The organism is Pantoea sp. BR_17 (assembly GCF_041955125.1).
In the GTDB taxonomy this organism is placed as follows: Bacteria; Pseudomonadota; Gammaproteobacteria; order Enterobacterales; family Enterobacteriaceae; genus Pantoea; species Pantoea stewartii.
Map to the genome: position 1 here is coordinate 302,804 of NZ_JAVAXT010000004.1, position 18,676 is coordinate 321,479.

15 protein-coding genes are annotated in these 18,676 nt (G+C 54.5%); all 15 read left to right on the forward strand.

The genetic code is table 11. The features are described 5' to 3' along the window. Window positions 1-17: 17 nt before the first annotated feature. The 15 genes from tssH to RAC60_RS09335 all read left to right on the forward strand — a co-directional run bounded on the left by tssH (window position 18) and on the right by RAC60_RS09335 (window position 18,478). Window positions 18-2,627: a type VI secretion system ATPase TssH gene (gene tssH, locus RAC60_RS09265; RefSeq protein WP_375093421.1), complete on the forward strand. Its 2,610-nt coding sequence runs from the start codon at window positions 18-20 to the stop codon at window positions 2,625-2,627. Between the two features lie 29 nt (window positions 2,628-2,656). Continuing rightward, window positions 2,657-4,147: a serine/threonine protein kinase gene (locus tag RAC60_RS09270; RefSeq protein ID WP_375093423.1), complete on the forward strand. Its 1,491-nt coding sequence runs from the start codon at window positions 2,657-2,659 to the stop codon at window positions 4,145-4,147. A gap of 11 nt (window positions 4,148-4,158) precedes the next feature. Beyond that, the gene (locus RAC60_RS09275) at window positions 4,159-6,723 is read left to right on the forward strand and encodes a type VI secretion system Vgr family protein (RefSeq protein ID WP_375093424.1); all 2,565 of its coding nucleotides are present in this window, start codon (window positions 4,159-4,161) and stop codon (window positions 6,721-6,723) included. Continuing rightward, on the forward strand, window positions 6,698-7,216 hold the full coding sequence (locus tag RAC60_RS09280; RefSeq protein WP_226375844.1) for a hypothetical protein: 519 nt from the start codon (window positions 6,698-6,700) through the stop codon (window positions 7,214-7,216). The genes RAC60_RS09275 and RAC60_RS09280 overlap by 26 nt, the downstream gene beginning before the upstream one ends. 175 nt (window positions 7,217-7,391) lie before the next feature. After that, window positions 7,392-8,159: a hypothetical protein gene (locus tag RAC60_RS09285; RefSeq protein WP_375093426.1), complete on the forward strand. Its 768-nt coding sequence runs from the start codon at window positions 7,392-7,394 to the stop codon at window positions 8,157-8,159. Between the two features lie 11 nt (window positions 8,160-8,170). Next, window positions 8,171-8,611 carry a DcrB-related protein gene (locus RAC60_RS09290; RefSeq protein ID WP_375093428.1) on the forward strand — a complete coding sequence of 147 codons (441 nt, stop codon included), beginning with the start codon at window positions 8,171-8,173 and terminating at the stop codon, window positions 8,609-8,611. 3 nt (window positions 8,612-8,614) lie between these two features. Next, window positions 8,615-13,033, forward strand: a complete 4,419-nt coding sequence (locus RAC60_RS09295; protein ID WP_375093430.1) for an RHS repeat-associated core domain-containing protein — start codon at window positions 8,615-8,617, stop codon at window positions 13,031-13,033. Between the two features lies 1 nt (window position 13,034). Then, entirely contained in the window at window positions 13,035-13,526 is a 492-nt protein-coding gene (locus RAC60_RS09300) for a hypothetical protein (RefSeq protein WP_375093432.1), read from the forward strand. 182 nt (window positions 13,527-13,708) lie between these two features. After that, window positions 13,709-13,984 carry a hypothetical protein gene (locus RAC60_RS09305; RefSeq protein WP_226375019.1) on the forward strand — a complete coding sequence of 92 codons (276 nt, stop codon included), beginning with the start codon at window positions 13,709-13,711 and terminating at the stop codon, window positions 13,982-13,984. A 165-nt stretch (window positions 13,985-14,149) separates the two neighbouring features. Beyond that, window positions 14,150-14,452, forward strand: a complete 303-nt coding sequence (locus RAC60_RS09310) for a hypothetical protein (protein ID WP_205958569.1) — start codon at window positions 14,150-14,152, stop codon at window positions 14,450-14,452. Between the two features lie 136 nt (window positions 14,453-14,588). Then, window positions 14,589-15,077 carry an Hsp20 family protein gene (locus RAC60_RS09315; RefSeq protein ID WP_033742122.1) on the forward strand — a complete coding sequence of 163 codons (489 nt, stop codon included), beginning with the start codon at window positions 14,589-14,591 and terminating at the stop codon, window positions 15,075-15,077. A gap of 83 nt (window positions 15,078-15,160) precedes the next feature. Beyond that, the gene (locus tag RAC60_RS09320; RefSeq protein WP_033742120.1) at window positions 15,161-15,457 is read left to right on the forward strand and encodes a hypothetical protein; all 297 of its coding nucleotides are present in this window, start codon (window positions 15,161-15,163) and stop codon (window positions 15,455-15,457) included. A gap of 249 nt (window positions 15,458-15,706) precedes the next feature. After that, on the forward strand, window positions 15,707-16,510 hold the full coding sequence (locus RAC60_RS09325) for an ABC transporter ATP-binding protein (RefSeq protein ID WP_375093434.1): 804 nt from the start codon (window positions 15,707-15,709) through the stop codon (window positions 16,508-16,510). A gap of 49 nt (window positions 16,511-16,559) precedes the next feature. Beyond that, window positions 16,560-17,474 (forward strand): ABC transporter substrate-binding protein, encoded by a 915-nt coding sequence (locus RAC60_RS09330; protein ID WP_375093467.1) that lies wholly within the window; start codon window positions 16,560-16,562, stop codon window positions 17,472-17,474. Beyond that, complete coding sequence (locus RAC60_RS09335; protein WP_375093436.1) at window positions 17,471-18,478, forward strand: FecCD family ABC transporter permease; 1,008 nt, start codon at window positions 17,471-17,473, stop codon at window positions 18,476-18,478. Before RAC60_RS09330 ends, RAC60_RS09335 begins: the two co-directional genes overlap by 4 nt. Window positions 18,479-18,676 lie beyond the last annotated feature (198 nt).

Below are 18,676 nucleotides of genomic sequence, written 5' to 3' on the forward strand. Positions count from 1 at the left end.
CATTAAAGAGAACCGATATGTCAGAAATCAGCCGTGCCGTACTATTTGGCAAACTGGATACGCTGTTATTTACCTCGCTTGAGAGTGCGACCGCCTTCTGCAAACTGCGTGGCAATCCCTACGTGGAGCTGGTGCACTGGCTGCATCAGCTCATGCAGCAGCAGGATGGCGATCTTCAGCAGGTGATTAAGCACTTTTCACTGGATGAAAACGCGCTGACGCGGGATATCGTCGCTGCCCTGGACCGCCTGCCGCGCGGCGCCAGTGCGGTCTCCGATCTCGCAGAACACATCGACAGCGCCGTTGAACGCGCCTGGGTTTATGCGTCGCTGAAATATGGCGCGAACCGCATTCGCGGCGGGCATCTTCTCATCGGGATGTTGAAAACCTTTAATCTGGCCAGCGTGCTGAAAGGCATCTCACCGCAGTTTTCGCGCATCAATGCCGATGCGTTACTGGCGCAGTTTGATACCTTGCTGGCGAACAGCAAGGAGGTTCAGCAGGCCGTTGTGCCGCCTGCCGGTGAGGCCGCCGCGCCAGCGGCAGCGGGCACCAGTACGCTGGCGCAGTATGCACAGGATCTGACGGCCCGCGCACGGGACGGAAAAATCGATCCGGTCGCAGGCCGTGATGAAGAGATCCGCCAGATGGTGGATATTCTGATGCGCCGCCGCCAGAACAACCCGTTACTCACCGGTGAAGCCGGCGTGGGAAAAACGGCGGTGGTAGAAGGGCTGGCGCTGCGCATCGCGGCCGGTGACGTACCTGCACCGCTGCGCGACGTACAACTGTGGCTGCTGGATATCGGTATGCTACAGGCTGGTGCGGGCATGAAAGGCGAATTTGAAGCGCGCTTACAGGCGTTGATCAACGAGGTGCAATCCAGTCCCACGCCGATTGTGCTGTTTATTGATGAAATTCATACGCTGGTAGGCGCGGGTGGACAACAGGGCACAGGCGATGCCGCCAACCTGTTAAAACCCGCCCTGGCCCGTGGCCAGCTGCGCACGATTGGCGCAACCACCTGGGCCGAATACAAAAAATACATTGAGAAAGATCCCGCGTTAACCCGCCGTTTCCAGACCGTGCAGGTGCAGGAGCCGGATGAAGCGAAAGCGATCCTGATGCTGCGCAGCACCGTCAGTGCTCTGGAGAAACATCACCAGGTACTGCTCCTGGATGAAGCCGTCAGCGCCGCCGTAAAGCTGTCTCACCGCTACATTCCTGCCCGTCAGTTGCCGGATAAAGCCGTGGCGTTACTGGATACCGCCTGCGCCCGCGTGGCCGTCAGCCAGGGCGCTCAGCCGCCTGCGCTGGAAGATTGTCTGCACCGCCTGGCGGCGCTGGACATTGAAGCAGACATTGCGGAACGCGAAGCGAAAGTCGGGCTGGGCGATGAAACCCGTCAGGCCGCCATTGCTGCGCAACGCAGCGCACTGGAGGCCGAGCGTGATGCGCTGGACGCCCGCTGGCAGCAGGAGCGCGAACTGGTCGAAGAGTTGATTGCACTCCGTGCCCGCTGCGTGACGGAAGGAGAAGCCTCGCTGCGTGAGGCGCTGGATCACACCCGGCAGAAGCTGCAGGCGGTACAGGACGAAGCGCCCCTGCTGTTTGCCGCCGTGGATGCCAGTGTGGTCGCAGCGGTGGTATCTGACTGGACCGGTATCCCACTGGGCCGCATGGTGAAGAACGAAATCGACGCTGTGCTGAATCTGGCCGATACGCTGAACCAGCGCGTGATTGGTCAGCGCCACGGTCTGGATCTGATTGCCAAACGCGTCCGCACCTCGCGCGCCCGTCTGGATAATCCCAACAAACCGGTCGGTGTGTTTATGCTCTGCGGCCCGTCGGGCGTGGGCAAAACCGAAACCGCGCTGGCGCTGGCTGAGTCGCTTTACGGTGGTGAACAAAACATAATCACCATCAACATGAGCGAGTTCCAGGAAGCGCACACCGTATCAACCCTGAAAGGTGCGCCTCCGGGCTACGTCGGTTACGGGGAAGGGGGCGTACTGACGGAAGCCGTCCGCCGTCGCCCTTACAGCGTGGTACTGCTGGATGAGATTGAAAAAGCCCATCCTGACGTGCATGAGCTGTTCTTCCAGGTGTTTGATAAGGGCTGGATGGAAGACGGTGAAGGCCGTCACATCGATTTCCGCAATACCATTATCATTCTGACCTCTAACGTCGGTACGGAACTGATCAGCGCTCTGTGCGCCGATCCGGAACTGATGCCGGAGCCAGAGACTCTCAGCACCGCGTTACGTAAACCGTTGCTGGAGGTTTTCCCGCCTGCGCTGTTGGGCCGTCTGCTGGTGGTACCGTATTATCCGCTGAGTGATGAGATGCTGGCGGAGATTGTTAAACTTCAGCTGGGACGCATTGTCCGTCGGCTGGAAGAGAATCACGGTATTGAGGCCGTTATTGACGATTCGGTGGTCAGCCAGATCGTGCAGCGTTGTACGGAAGTGGAGTCTGGCGGTCGCATGGTCGACGCCATCCTGACCAATACCCTGTTGCCGCAAATGAGCCAGATACTGCTCAGCGCCCATGCCCGTGACGAACGTTATCGTCGTGTGCAGGTCAGCTGTGAGCAGGGCGAGTTTGTTTGCCAGTTTGCTGTCTAAAGCCGTTCGTTATCAGAGAGCGTTCGAATATGTCGGAACACGATAATCACCAGACTGTACCCAATGCGCTACCGATTGGTTACCGGTTCAATGAGTTTGAAATCAAGGAAGTCATCGGCGGCGGTGGCTTTGGCATCGTCTATCGCGCGTGGGATCACCAGCTGGAACGCGATATCGCCATCAAGGAGTTTATGCCGTCTTCACTGGCTGTGCGCAGCGACGATCTGAATCTGGTACTGCGCAGTGAACGGTTCAGCAAGACGTTCCATGCCGGCCTGAACAGTTTTATTCAGGAAGCTCGTCTGCTGGCGCGTTTTAACCATCCTAATCTACTGCATGTACTGCGCTTTTGGGTGCAAAACGACACCGCCTACATGGGCACGGTGTTTTACAGCGGGACCACACTGTCAGCCCTGCGTGAGCGCAATCCGCAGCTGATCGATGAGAACTGGATTCGTCGCCTGCTGCCGCCCCTGCTGGGTGCGATTAAGACCATCCATGATGCGGGTTATCTGCATCGGGATATCTCGCTGGATAACATCCAGATTCAGATTAACGGCGATCCGGTGCTACTGGATTTCGGCTCCGCGCGCAAAACCATCGGTAACCTTTCGGATGAAAGCGAAACCATGCTGCGTCCGGGTTATGCGCCGATTGAGCAATACAGCGACAACGATGAAAGTGAACAGGGCGCGTGGACCGATATCTATGCGCTGGGTGCCGTACTGCACACGCTAATTACTGGCGCACCGCCGCCGGTGAGCGTGGTACGCAGTATTGAAGATAATTATCAACCGCTGGTTCAGCGTGCGCCGGCCGGCTACAGCCAGACCTTGCTGGCGGCAGTCGATCGCGCGCTGGCCCTGAAACCGGAAGATCGTCCGCAAAGCATTGACGCTTTTGCGGCCTCCCTGGTACTGCCAGAAAAAGCGCCCGAACCGCTGCCGGAAGTGAAAAACACCGGGCCGGGCACGATGCTGGTGCCGGTAGAAGAAAACGACGAGGCCGCTGCACCGGCCACACCGCTGAAGAAACTGATGCGTAACCGCTTTGCGTTACCGGGCCTGGTCGCGGCGGGCGTGCTGGTGGGCGTGTGTGCAGGTTTACTGATGGCGGGCGGCGACAAACAGGACGCTGAACCGGCTGACGTTGCGCAGACGGAAACGGCCCCGGCAGCTTCCTCCGCATCGCAGGCACCGACGGAGCCCTCTGTTACACCGGCTCAAACCCAGACGGCGCCAGCACAAACGCAGACTGCCCAGGCCCAACCGGAAAAAGCGCAGGAGCCGGTGGCACCGCCACCTGCGCCCGTCGCGCAGGTGTATATCAAATTACAGCCCGGCGAGCGCGTTGAGGTGAACGGCCAGCCGCAGGCGGTTGTACCGGCAGCCAATGGTTTTGCCGCACTGCAACTGGCACCAGGCAATTACACGTTTTCAGTGACAGGTCAAAACGGCGAACGCGAACAGACGTTGACGATTAATCAGGAAGGCGTCTGGTTACTTGATCCTCATATTTAACAGGTATGTCTATGTTTTCACGTATTACTGTACAACTTCCCGCGCAGGGACTGCTGTTCCGTCGTCTGAGCGGCCGCGAGGCGCTGTCTGAATCGTTCGTGCTGGAAGCGGAGCTGCTTTCCACGGACGCGCGCATTGACCGCCAGTCGCTGCTGGGTAAACCGGTCACCTTCACGCTGCCGACGGACGGTCTGATGAGCGCGCTGAACCCGCGCTATATCAACGGCAAAATCACCCGGATTGGGGTACGCAGCGAGGAGCTGGGCGGTGTGCGCTATGCGGTCTACGGGCTGACGGTGGAGCCGGACCTGTGGCCGATGAAGCGCGACCGCAACCTGCGCATCTTCCAGAGCCAGACGGTGCCGCAGATTGTGCAGACGCTGCTGAAGGAGTACGCGGTAAACGTGGAAACGCGCCTGGCGGGCAGCTACCGGGTGTGGGAATACTGTGTGCAGTATCAGGAGAGCAGCTTTGACTTCATCAGCCGGCTGATGGAGCTGGAGGGCATTTACTACTTCTTCCGCCACGAGGCGGACAAGCACACGCTGGTGCTGTGCGACGCGCCGGATCAGCATCAGCCGTTCCCGGGCTACGAGACAATCGCGTACCACGTGACGCCGTCGGGCGGCAGCGTGACGGAGGAGGGCGTGAGCCAGTGGGCGCTGGCGGAGAGCGTGACGCCGGGCATCTACAGCACCGACGACTACGACTTCCGCAAGCCAAACGCGTGGATGCTCCAGGCGCGCCAGAATCCGGTGTCGCCGACGCCGGGTTCAGTGGACGTGTACGACTGGCCTGGCCACTTTGTCGAGCACGGTCACGGCGAATACTACGCGCGCGTCCGCCAGGAGGTGTGGCAGACAGAGCACCACGAGGTGAGCGGAAGCGGAACGGCGACGGGCATCGCGCCGGGCTACACCTTTGCGCTGCTGAACGCGCCGCACTTCAGCGACAACGGCAAATACCTGGTGACGTCGGCGTACTATGACTTTGAAGAGAACAGCTACGCCAGCGGCGACGTGGGTGCCACGCGCCACAACATCGACTTCACGGTGCTGCCTGCCGCGGTGACCTTCCGTGCGCGCCCGGAAACACGGTGGCCGAAGACGCACGGCCCGCAGACGGCCAGGGTGGTGGGGCCGAAGGGTGAGAGCATCTGGACGGACAAATACGGCCGGGTGAAGGTGAAGTTTCACTGGGACCGTCTGGCGAAGGGTGACGACACGAGTTCATGCTGGGTGCGGGTGTCAAGCGCCTGGGCAGGCCAGGGGTTTGGCGGGGTGCAGATCCCGCGCGTCAACGATGAAGTGGTGGTGGATTTCATCAACGGCGATCCCGACCGTCCATTGATTATCGGCCGGGTTTACAATGAGGCCAGTATGCCGCCGTGGGCACTGCCCGCTGCCGCCACACAGATGGGCTTTCTGAGCCGATCGAAAGACGGTACGGCGGACACCGCTAACGCATTGCGCTTTGAGGATAAGGCGGGTGAGGAGCAGGTATGGCTTCAGGCGCAGAAGAATATGGACACCAACATCAAAAATGATGAAACGCATACTGTTGGTGGGGAACGAAGTCACTATGTCGCTAAAAGTGAGTTACATCGTGTTGAAGTCAATCAGGTACAGGCTGTTAAAGGCGACACTGAGATTTTGACCGGTAAAGGTAAAGTTGATGCTGTAGTCGAGCAATATGTTCTGGCGTCGGGGACCCAGCTACGCCTTGTCTCGGGCGAAAGTGCCATCGAACTGAATGCAAATGGCACTATCAATCTTATCGGAAAAGATTTTAATTTCTTCGTCGAGAAGGACGGCAATATCACCACAGGTGGAAAACTGAATCTGAACACCGAAGGCGCGCAACCGGGCACCTCTGCGCCGGGGTCGGGACACAAAGGCGATATCAGCGCGGCTGTTCAGGAGAAATTTACGCCGGGAAAGCCGGGTAAGGCAGGTGCTTTAGCAAGCGCACCTGCCGACGCTTCAAATAATGCCGTTGCCCACGCTAACGTGCAAACGCCCTCTTTCAGTGGTTATGGCAAAGATGTAGACAGTTTGGTTGAGAAGTCACCTACCATGAAACAGGACATCACCACCCTGAAAAAGCGTGGATGGGTTTTCAAAGAGGGTGAGGCGGGGAAAGGGACGTTTGCGGATCGTCAAGGTCGTATCATCACTGTCGATAAAAGCAACATGAATGATGCTGCTAAAGTCGTACAGTCGCTGTCACATGAAAGTGGACATGCACTTTATAAACCCAATATTGATCTGAGTTCTAAGGATAATTACCTGAACAGCACACTCAGTGATGAGGGCGCAGCTACACTAAATAATATTCGTGTACAGCGTGAGATCATTGCTAATCACGGTGAGGACATCGGCATAGCAGGCAATACAGCGAATCAGAAAGATTACAATGCTATCTTCGACTCCCTGCAAAAAGGTGACATCACTGAGAGTGACGCGAGGATGAAGATCGGGCGTATATTCGGAAAAGGTGAGAGGACCTCCACGACGAAGGAGCTATACGAGGATTATTATGGGGGTTGGTATGATAAAAATTACCCGGCAAAGTAAGCTATCAGTCATGTTACTGGCAGGTTTTTTTATAAGCGGATTAGTGGAAGCAAAGATGCAAGCAAATGATATATGGAGTTTTGTCACGCAAATGCGTTCCAGTGTGAAGAGTTTATCTGTACAGGCTATTCACAATGCCCCACTGGCGTTTAAATTAAAAAGTCAGAATGAATATATCAATTTTTACCGGGCTGACGGGATCAGGCTTAACGATGCGTTACTGATTAACGATATTGAGTTGCGACTGAGTAAAAGCCCTGACGGAATGGCACCTTTTCTGAGTTTTTCGCCGCAAGGGAAGTGCATTACGCTGAATGAGATCAAAAACCATTATCGGACTATCCGTTTAACGGATTACCCGCGTGGTCAGTCTGAAAATGAGCTAACCAGCTACACATCACCTCCCGATGCCAACGGCCAGGTCATCACCTTTTCATTTACGGCTAAAAATCCAGACTGCCTGAGCAGAGTGATTATTACTTCTGAAGAGTAAAGGAACGGCTTACTGACAATGATGGTCTGGTACAAAGCTCAGCAGCAATTGTCACCTCTTTGTGCGATTATCTGGCTTTGAATGTTCCTCTCTCATCAGAAAATATATGACGTTAATCAGGTTATTTTTGACACTGGCGTTTTTTTTCACGCCTGTTTTAAGTCTGGCAAATACGGTGTCGACAGAAGCAGTACCTCCACTGAGCAACGACGATTTCTCTGTCCTGCTCAACGACTACGCTTTCACCCCTGGTGACGCATGGAACAATCAGAGCTTCGTCCGTGCGGGCAAAGCCTTGAGCTCGGTTGTGGCCGGAGAAGTGGTCATCGATGAACAGCGATACAATTATTTCCAACACAGCTATGACGGCTTTGCGTTGTTCAGCGCAACGGCGGTGGGAAATGCCAGCCATACCATTCTGGCGGAGATTCTTGTGGACGCTGCCAGCGTGCCGACGGCTCGCAATATTGTGGTGGGCGATAGCGTGGAACAGGTTCGGCAAGCCTATGGCCCAGGCAAAGAAAGTGACAGCGATAATCAACACTGGCTTATCTACAAGCTGGGTGAGAAACAGTTGATGTTCGAAATTGACCAGCAAAAGGTCAGCCATATCATGTTGAATACCACTATGAGTGCCAGACAGCATGACATCAGCGCAGACCAGGCTGTCAGCGCGGCAACAGAAGCCATTCATAGTTATCACCTGACAACACTCAGCGATCAATGTCTCAGGTATGATGTTGACGACAGCAGTGATAAAAGTTTCTTTATCATTACGGTTCGCGAAGACAACCATGACGTCAGTTGTGGCGGCGATCCGGATATCTCTCCTCGTCTTTTCGACATTAAAGTGGCGCGTGATAACACTCAAATACTCACTAACGCCGATGATGCCGATGGCACGTATCGAAGCCTGAATACGTCAGCCACACCCAATCAATAAACGGACACCCTATGAATTATCAGTTCAATGAAGGCGCATTTGCGCTGTTTCCTGCTGCGTGGCAGGACACCACCATGAATATTTTGCGGGATGAGGCCAGTGGGCTGGCATTCGTTGTGAGTCGTGGTGTCATTCCTGAAGGTAGCGATGCGGAGACGGAATTCCAGCGTCAATGGGATACATTACGCAGTCAGATGGGCGCTATTCAGCAAACAGCGTTTGTACGGGTTATGGCTGGGATTGATAGCGCGCTACAGGCGCTGGAAGTTGAAACCGCCTTCGAGCGCAATGGACAAGCTGTGTGGCAGCGGCAGTTGGCTACTCAGGTTCCTGACAGCAACATTTTCATGATTTTTACCCTTTCCGCGATGCGTCCTTTCAATGAAGAAGATGGAGAGCGCTGGAAAAGTTTTAAACACAGTCTGAGTCTGAACAATCCAGGGAAAGCATAAGCTATGGATAACCATGCGGCCCGCGTGGGCGATGAGATCATTCACTCCAGCATTTTTGCTGATATCACCAGTATTGTCGCTGAGGGCGCAGCCTACGCCGTGATCGGTGCGGCGGTGGGCGCGGCGGCAACCGCCGCCGCGCCCCTGTTAGGTGCAGGGATGGCCGCGGCCGGTGTGGCCGCTATTGGTTCCAGCTGCCTGCTCAGTGGTATTCTGGGCGGCGTACTGGCCAATGCCGTTGGCCTCTCAGAGGACATCACTAAAGTAGCCGATGGGCTGGGAAACATGCTGTTCCCTCCTTCGCCCGCTGGTGTGATTGCCAGCGGATCAGAAAATGTTCTGGTGAACGGTCTTCTCGCGGCACGTGCGGCGGGCATGCTCGTATCCGGAGAAACTCCACCGCCGGAACCGCAGTCACCCAAAAGCTTTGCCGATTACGGCGGCATGTTGCTCGCTGCAGCCAGCCAGTTTGGCAGTGCGATGTGGCAGCCTACGGTTGCGTCAGCCGATGCCGGAACGTCTCCGCTGGAGCAGGACAAAGTTGTCTGCGAAAAACACGGCGCGCCGCAATATCTGGCCCAGGGTTCTAAGCAGGTTTTTATTAACGGGCAGCCAGCCGTTCGCGCCAAAGACAAAACCACCTGCGAAGCCACGGTAAGTGACGACGTTTCACCCAATGTCATCATTGGCGGTGAAACCGTGACGGTAAGAGAGATCAAAAGCGGTAAAGTACCCGGGCTGGCTTTAGCGATGATCGGCCTGTCCCTGATCCGCGGTCGACCCAGTCAGATTCTGAAAAACATGCCCTGTGCACTCGCCGGTGCGGCCGGGGGGATGATGGCCGATATGGCGATTAATGCGGCCTTTTCGTCGCTGTTTCCGGTTCATGCCTCCACTGGCGTCAAAGTCCTCAATGATGATGCCGAACGTGATTTCTCCCTTCCTGGCCGTTTTCCGCTCAGTTTCCAACGTAGTTACAACAGCCTGACGCAGCGCAGCGGATTATTTGGTCTGGGCTGGGCAACGGTGTTCGACAGCTATTTAGTGCTGGATGGCGCGCAGGCAACCTGGTTTGATGACAACGGGCGCGAGCTGCGCTTTGCGGTGCCGGGGGATAAAGAGGTGCTATACAGCATCAGCGAAGGACTGATGGTGCGCCGTAATGAAATGGGCGATATCGCTATTGCCGATGATGATGGTGCGGTTTGGCGGCTCTATAAACCTACAGCGGCGAATCCTCAGGTACTGCGTCTGGCTTCGCTGAGCGACGAATACGGTAACGCGCTGGAGATGGGCTGGGATGAGCAGGCGCGTCTTGTGCGTATTCATGATGCACCGCTGGCCATCGACGTCACACTGCATTACGGCGACAACCAGCACCCTCAGCGCCCGACCTCCGCCAGTCACTTTGATGGTGAACAGCACTGGCCGCTAGCGCACTGGGATTATACAGAACAGGGCCAGCTTGCCAGCGTCACCGATGCGGCTGGCATTACCTCGCGCCGTTTCCGTTATAACGACGATGGGTTAATGATCTGGCATCAGCTGCCGGGCGGACTGGAAAGTGAATATCGCTGGCAGAAACTGGATCACTGGCGTGTGGTCGAGAACCGCACCAATACCGGTGATGGCTGCCATATGCACTACGATCTGGAAGCAGGCATTACGCGGGTGTCGACCTATGACGGTCAACAGCGCGAACACCACTGGAATGCTGCGGGCCTTATCACCTGTTTCATTGATGAACGGGGCGAGAAGTGGCGTTATGAGTGGAATGAAAACGAACTCATGACGCGCCGCATCGATCCGCTGGGCAATGCGGTGAGCTTCACCTATGACGATCTTGGTAACCGTGTTGAAGAGAAAGATGCGGACGGCGGTGTGCAGGCAGTGCAATGGCTGTCCCACCGTTCTCTGCCAACGGTCGTTGCAGGCGCAGACGGCTCCACAACGAAATACTATTACGATCCCCATCATGGCCTTGAGCGTGTGGTCGATGCGCTCGGGCAAAGTACCGTTTATAAGCGGGATGAGTTTGGGCTGGTTATCGAAGAAATCGATGCGGCAGGCAACAGCTATCGTCGGGAGTTCAACGATGCAGGCCAGGTCATCCGTGAAACAGACTGTTCAGGGCTGACGACGCGCTACCGCTATCATCCGCTGGGCTGGCTCATTTGTGTGACGGCGCCGGATGGTGAAGAAACCCGTTATCACTATGATGCAGCAGGCCGTCCTGTTTTGCTGGAGCGGGCAGAGGGCTGGGAAGAGCGGTTGCGCTGGAGTGACAACGGCCTGCCACTGGCCCACGAGTCAGCCGATGGCAAACGCAGTGAATTCCGCTATGACAACGTCGGGCGCTTAATCGCGAACCGCAATGCCCAGGGTGAGACGGTTCAACGCAGCTGGGACAGCCGTAGCCGGTTAACGGCGCTGCAAAACGAGAACGGCGAGCAGTATCAGTTCGAATGGGGCGCAGATTCACTGCTGCTGGCCCAGACTGGACTGGACGGCGTGGCCACGCGTTATGAGTATGATGCTGCGGGCCGCACGTTAGCACGCACTTTTGCCGCCGGGCATCCTCAGGCGATTACCCATCGTTATCACTGGAGTCGGGCCGGACAACTGCTGGCGCGCACGACACCGGAAGGTCAGACGCGCTATCACTACCGTGGTGGTGGTCAGCTAAGTAAAGTGTCACAGCATCTGCCACTGTCTGACACCGAGTGGAGCCAGCAGGCTGAGCAGGAGATTACGTTTACCTATGATGCGCTGGGCCGCATCGTGAGTGAACAGGGGGAGCAGGGCACACTGGCCTGGGGGTACGATGCGCTGGGTAATTGCACAGCCCTAACCCTGCCGGATGGCCGCAACCTGAAGCAGCTTTACTACGGTAGCGGTCATTTACTGAGCATCGCACTCGACAACCTGCCGGTGACGGAGTTTACCCGTGACACATTGCATCGGGAACTCAGCCGCACGCAGGGCGGTCTGACCACGCGCAGTGAATACGATCGTCTTGGCAGACTGCGCCGCCGTGACGTTTTCAGGGGGGAAGCCCAGCGACCTGCACCGCGCGTCTGGTCCCGCCGACGCGATTTCGATTACGGCAACAACCTGATCCGTGAAGAGCGCGACGATAATCCGTTCAGCCAGACATTATGGCACTACGATAACGCTGGTCGTTTGTTGTGCCAGGAAGGCGCGCAGCCTGGTAATGAACACTGGCGCTGGGACGGTGCAGGCAACCCGCTGGATCGCCATGCCGCTTCCCACGTCATGCATAACCGCGTGACCGAACTGAACGGGATTCGCTGGCAGTACGATATTCATGGCCGCACCACTGAGAAGGATGACGGCCAGACCCGCTGGCGCTACCGTTACGATGGTGAGCATCGTCTGACGGATGTCATCAGCGAGCCGCGTGATCGCAATAAGCCACGCAACAAAGTGAGCTTCCGTTACGATCCGCTGGGCCGACGCATCAGTAAAACCTGCCAACAATCGTTACAGGGTAAGCCGTCTGGTCATGCTGTCACAACGCGGTTTGTGTGGGAAGGTTACCGTCTGCTGCAGGAAATCCACGACGATATTCCGCTGACTTATGTCTACAGCGACAGCCAGAGCTATGAGCCACTGGCCCGTATTGATGGCGTGGAAAGTCCGGAGATATTCTGGTTCCACTGCGCCGCAAATGGGACGCCCGAGCTACTGACCGACGTTGAAGGCCAGAAGACCTGGGAAGGTGTGAACAGCCCGTGGGGCAAACTGCTGCGCGAATCGAATCAACGAATTCCGGTGGTAGAGCAGAACCTGCGTATGCAGGGCCAGTACCTGGACCGGGAAACGGGGCTTCACTATAATTTGTTCCGTTATTATGACCCGGACAGCGGCCGGTTTACCCAGCATGACCCGATAGGGCTGGCGGGGGGGATCAACCTTTATCAGTATGCGCCGAATGCGCTGGGATGGGTGGATCCGTGGGCGTTGAGGCGTACATGTAAGCCTAATAAACCAACTAAACATAATGATCACAACCAAGGCGCGTTTGCAAGACAGTGGCAGGGGAGAGGCGTATATAAAGGGCGTGATACTTGGACAAATACTATGTTGAAGGAAGGTGATATTGTCTATGGTGGTGTGCCCGGACAATCTGGCTTTTATTTCGACAAAACAACTCTGGATGCCGCAGGCGGGAGCAGAGAGTCACTTTGGAAAAGTTTACAGGCGTTACCACATCCAAAATTTGGCTATCGTGGTCAGATACAGGCTTACAGGGTAAAACGCGAAATAATTGTTGGAACTGGCAAGGCATTATCACAAGATCTAGCAAAATTCGGAAGTGGTGGTGGAACACAATTTCCCCTTTCTAATTATAAGGCTGTTTTAGAGCCTGTTGGAAATACATTTAGTATGGGGATATGAAATGAAAATTAATAAAGAAGACGGAAGTTTGGATTTTGAGAATGGATTGATTATTTCCTCTACTTCGACTAAAAAAAATTTGTTTGCGATGGGTGGTTTATTTTGGGAGGGATGGCCTGACAATGGTGATGATACCGTAAATTATCGAGCCGTTTTTAATACGAAAAACAATAGGCAAGGTGATATTTACCTGATCGTATTTTTATCTCATAAAGGTGATGAGAATGCCACAGTAGTAAGTTGGTGCTTTGCACCTGATAATCTATTGATGGGAGAGCAAAATAAACCAGAGGGTAAAGTTACACGAAAATTAAGAGAGTGGTTTAAAGTGCAATCTGGTTGTAATCTTCCAGTCTATGGCGCGTGGGGACACATTGATGCAGTATATGACCCACATAACAGAACAGGTATGATTACTTGTAACTATCGTTCAGGCTTTGAAGATGCAAAGTCATGGAGTAATTATTGTGAATGGAATAAGTTAAAATTTTAATGTTGATAGTGAAGTATCTTTATATGGATTATTTATGGTTTTTCAATAAATACCATTTGTAGTTATTTTCTATTAGCTAATCTTTTTATCCTGCTATATATAATAACTATTTGCGGTGTGGTGAGTTTTATCATTAATTTTAAAGTTGGTTTTTTGGCAATTCAATCATTGACGGTATTTTAATGAGATTTTTATCATGGCTTGTCGGGCGTGATATCACTGAATTACTGCAACATGGTTTCGAAATAGATGAGGTAATCGCACTACAGGAAAACTCCATACTTGCCTGTTCCACTACAGAGCTTGAGCTTTATTTTAAACAGCCTGCTGAGTCTCTTCCCTGGCAAAATGCCTTTCCGATTGCAATAGTGCTGGAGCTGGTGCTGGTCGCCTTTGCATTTAATTTGCTGATATTTCTGCGCGCTTTACTCTGCTCAATCCACAAGTACATGCGTTGATTTTTTTTATTCCCTCAATCGTCATTATTGGCGCGGTACTCACGGCCAGTTACCTGCTTGCCCGAGGCAAAACAACCGGTGTGGCGGGGCTAGCATACGTCTGTGGGACATTGCTTATATTGACCGTTTTCTATTGAGCTTTGCTCAAAGTCGCTGGCTGAATAAATGGCTACACTTACGCAGGATATCGGTTTCAAAATCATTGGGTTAATGAATTACCTGTCAGGTGCGTACGTCGCCTGTTCAAGCTCTGGAAAGCGATCTGGTGCCGGGTTTCGGCTGGGTACTTCAATATTACGCAAGATGCGTATTTTCGATTCTGCCGCCTTGTCTGCACCGCCCATCATTATGCCGTTTATTACCGTTGAGTTGCATGTTGTGGTAATGCTATTGATAGATGTGTCCGGTTCAAACACCACTTCAGATCGGCGCTCAGAAAATATCAACGAAAAAGGCAAAACCATGTAGCCACTCACGCCCAAAAAAATTTCATTTTCCTCGCTTGAAATCCCACTAAATGATCCTATAAATGTCTGTGAGCAGCGGGGGAGGTCCCCACGCCGATGAGCTTTTGAATGAACCATTAATTCAGGAGGTTATCACTATGGCATTACGTAATTTTCCCGTATTTCCTTCTATCGCAGATTCTGCCTTTTCAGACCGGTTTAACCGTATCGACAGGCTGTTCAGCCAGTTGACCGGTGATGCGCCCGTGTCGGTTTCCCCCTCTTACGACCTTAAGCAGGTTGATAACGAACACTACGAACTGACCGTCAGCGTGCCGGGCTGGAAAGAAAGCGAGCTTGAAATCGAAGTAGCAGGCGGTCGTCTGACCGTGACCGGACAGAAAGAGGAGGTCAGCGATAACGATACGGAAAAAGAAGGGCAGAACAGCGGTTGGCTGCACCGTGGTATCAGTCGTTCAGACTTCCGTCTGAGCTACAGCGTGCCGGAACATATGAAAGTGACCACCGCACGCCTGCAGGACGGTTTGCTGCGCGTCGGCCTGCACCATGAGATACCGGAAAGCGAGAAGCCTCGTCGCATTCCGATCGAACACCGTACGGCGGAAGCCATTGAACATCAGGCCTAATGGCAGGTTAACGAAAAAGCGGAGGGCGCTGACGGCGTTCTCCGCGCTTTGTCATCAAGGTGCCAGAGAATCAGGAGGCGGTAATGAAAGTCATCAGCGTGCCCGAAGATCGTGCTCTTTATCCCAAACTGGTTGGCGAAACCGTAATGGCGGCAAAGTTACAGTTAGGCCGCACCCGGTTGTCGGTGAATTACAACAAAGTGCCTGGCGGTATCATGCCGGTGCTGGTGGTGGATTTCTACAACGAAAAAGGCAAACTTTACTCCCTGCGTTACAACCTGCCGCCCGATACACCAGAGCGCACTGAACGTCGATTGTCGCTGTTAATGCGGCTGATTGAGAAAGAGGCCAGTGAGGAAAAGCTGGCTGAGGCGGTGTAAAACCGATAAGTGCAACCAAAACGAAGAGGAGGTGACGATGCTCAACACACTCATGCTACATACCTCGTTGGGTGCTGGCATGCTAGCGGTGACGGCCAGCCTGTTTCACAACCGTTTTAAATAAGCCGTTTTTCGTTTTCTCTCGTCAGGGTGCCGACATCGCGGCACCCTGTTTCATTCGTGCCCGCCGCTTGTCTTTTTGTGCTTCAATTGTTATGTTATAACATATCTATTTGTAGGGTGAAAAACATGCCGTCGTCCAGAGCGTTACCTCAATCCGATTCTGTTTTGCAGGTCAACATTGCGCAGTTGAACCGAACGGACGGCGAACCGCTCTTGCATCACATTCACTTCAGCGTCAGAGAGGGAGAGCGGCTGGTCATCATCGGGCCAAACGGCAGTGGCAAGACGTCATTACTGCGGGCAATGTGCCGTGAGTTATCGTCACCGCCACAGGCGATTCAGCTTAACGGCGCATGTCTGGCAACGTTTTCACGGCAACAGCTTGCCACCTGCATAGCCGTGATGGCGCAGAATGATATGCCCGATCTCAGGCTGTCGGTTGAAGAGTACGTTGCGTTGGGCCGTATTCCGCATCTAGGCGCCTGCCCGGCAGGAGTAAATCAACGGATCGTCCACGAATCCATTGATGAAACCGGTCTTTCAGCACTAAAAACACGCCCGCTGGCTGCGCTGTCCGGGGGAGAGCGACAGCGTGCTTCACTGGCGCGCGTGCTGGCGCAAAAGTCGTTATTGATCTTACTGGATGAACCGACGAACCATCTTGATCCGCTGGCCCGCCAGCAGCTACTGGCACTCATTAAAAACAAAGGGATTACGGCAATAGCGGTACTGCATGACCTGTCCCTGATTGATACGTTTGCCGATCGTGTTCTTATCCTGTCGCAGGGCGAGCAAATTGTGTGTGATCACCCGTCGCACGCACTGACGTCGCGCTATCTCCAGCCCGTGTTCGGCTTAAACAGCTTTACCGTAAAACATCCTGCCAGCGGTAAGCGCTTACGTATTTTTGAGGTGCCCGACTGTGCATGATGCATTGAGTAAAATCGGTTTTGCCGCGTTCCTGGCCGTGACGCCAGCCATGTGGGCCAGCGCGAGTGATTTTCCTGTCACCATCGACAGTTGCGGCCAGCCCGTGACGTTCACCTCGCCGCCTGCGCGAGCCGTGATTAACGACCTCAATATGGCAGAAATGGCTTTTGCGTTGCATCTGCAGAACCGCATTGTCGGTCTCACCGGCATCAGTGGCTGGTACAAGATGACGCCGGCCTTTAAGCAGGCCATGGGATTCATCCCTGAGCTGGCACCGAAATATCCCTCACTGGAAACGTTGCTGGCCGCGAGCCCTGATTTCTTTTTTGCTGGCTGGAATTACGGGATGAAAGTGGGCGGTGACGTTACGCCTGCTTCACTGCGTCAGTACGGCATTAAAACCCTGGTGCTGAGTGAAAGCTGCGTCTTTACGCAGAAGGACAAGCAGAAAGCGACGATGGATCTGCTCTATAACGACGAGATTAAACTGGGCAAAATTTTTGGCAAGCGGGCCGAGGCCGAGGCGCTGGTAGAGGACTGGAAACAGCAACTGCAGGCCTTACCTCAGCGTCCGGCTGACACGCCGCCTCGAAAAGTCTTCGTTTACGACTCAGGCGAAGACAAACCGTTCACCAGCGGAAAATATGCCATGCCGACCGCCATCATTGAGGCCGCCGGAGGTAAAAACGCGATGGAATCGCTGGAGATGAGCTGGGGCACCACCTCCTGGGAGAGCGTGGCGGCCACGCAGCCGGATTTTATTATCTTGCTGGACTATCAGACCGGCAGTGGGGCAGAGGCACTGCGCCACTTCCTGGAAAATCATCCGCTTATGAAGCTGACGCCTGCGGTAAAACACCATCGCTACCTGAAATTACAGTACGCTGAACTCACACCGGGGCCGGCCAATATTCAGGCCGTAGAGAAGCTGGCTCATGCGCTCTATTCGCCGGATGCGCCGTGAATCGATCGCCGTATCGTTATCCAGGAATAATGAGTGCGTCCTGCCTGCTGCTGGCGATCCTGATGCTGATCAGCACGGCGGAAGGCACCGTGTCATTGTCTTTAACGCAGGTGCTGTCCGCACTCGACATGGCAGACGCGCCCGTCTCTGAAATGGTAACCCGAATCGTGATCGACCTACGGTTACCGCGCACGCTGCTGGCCGTGATGACGGGGGCTGGCCTGGCCATGGTCGGGGCTTTATTGCAAACCACCACCCGTAACGATTTAGCCGATCCGTTTTTATTTGGTCTGTCCTCTGGGGCCTCAGCCGGTGCTGTACTGGTGATTACCCGCTTTGGCGATCGGCTGTCGGCGTTAACCTTGCCCGTTGCCGCTTTCGCGGGTGGGCTGTTTTCAGCCGCCGCCGTCATGTTGCTTTTTCATTTCAAAAAGCAACGTTCAGCAGAGCACTTGATTCTCTGCGGGCTGGCCGTGTCATTTCTGTTTGGTGCGGTGACCAGCTATTTGATTTTTTCAGGCGACCAGCGCGCGGCCAGCTCGGTGATGTTCTGGTCACTGGGCGGGCTGGGATTAGCCAGCTGGCATAATCTGCCTTATGCACTGGTAAGTCTGGCATTACTGACAGGGTTTGTAGCGCTGCGCGGGCGGCAGTTGGATGGATTGCTGGCGGGCGAGCAAACCGCACTCTCGCTTGGTATTCACGTCAACCGGTTACGCATCGAGGTGTTTCTGTGCTGTGCGCTGGCAACCGCGTTGCTGGTGGCACTGACCGGCGTCATTGGCTTTGTCGGACTAATGGTGCCGCACCTGTGTCGGCACGTAACGGGTGTGAAACACCGGTTGCTGATCCCACTGTGCGCGCTCTGGGGCGCCATTTTGTTGTGTGCTGGCGATATTGCCAGTCGGACGCTGCTGGCCCCGCAGGAGCTACCCATTGGCATTATCACGGCGGGCATTGGGGGGATGTTTGTGATTGTCCAACTGACGCGCGCCCGACCCTGAATGCTGAAATCCGCCGCTGAGTAAGACCGGTTCACGGTGCCTGACTCAGTAAGGTAATTTCATTATTTCATTCCGAGACAGCTGGCCAATAATGGCGAGCGATCTTCTGCAATCAAGGTATTTCCACCGAGGATTGCCGGATTGCCTGGCTTTATTATGAATGTAATAGCTATTCACACTTCTTTGCATTCGGGTAAC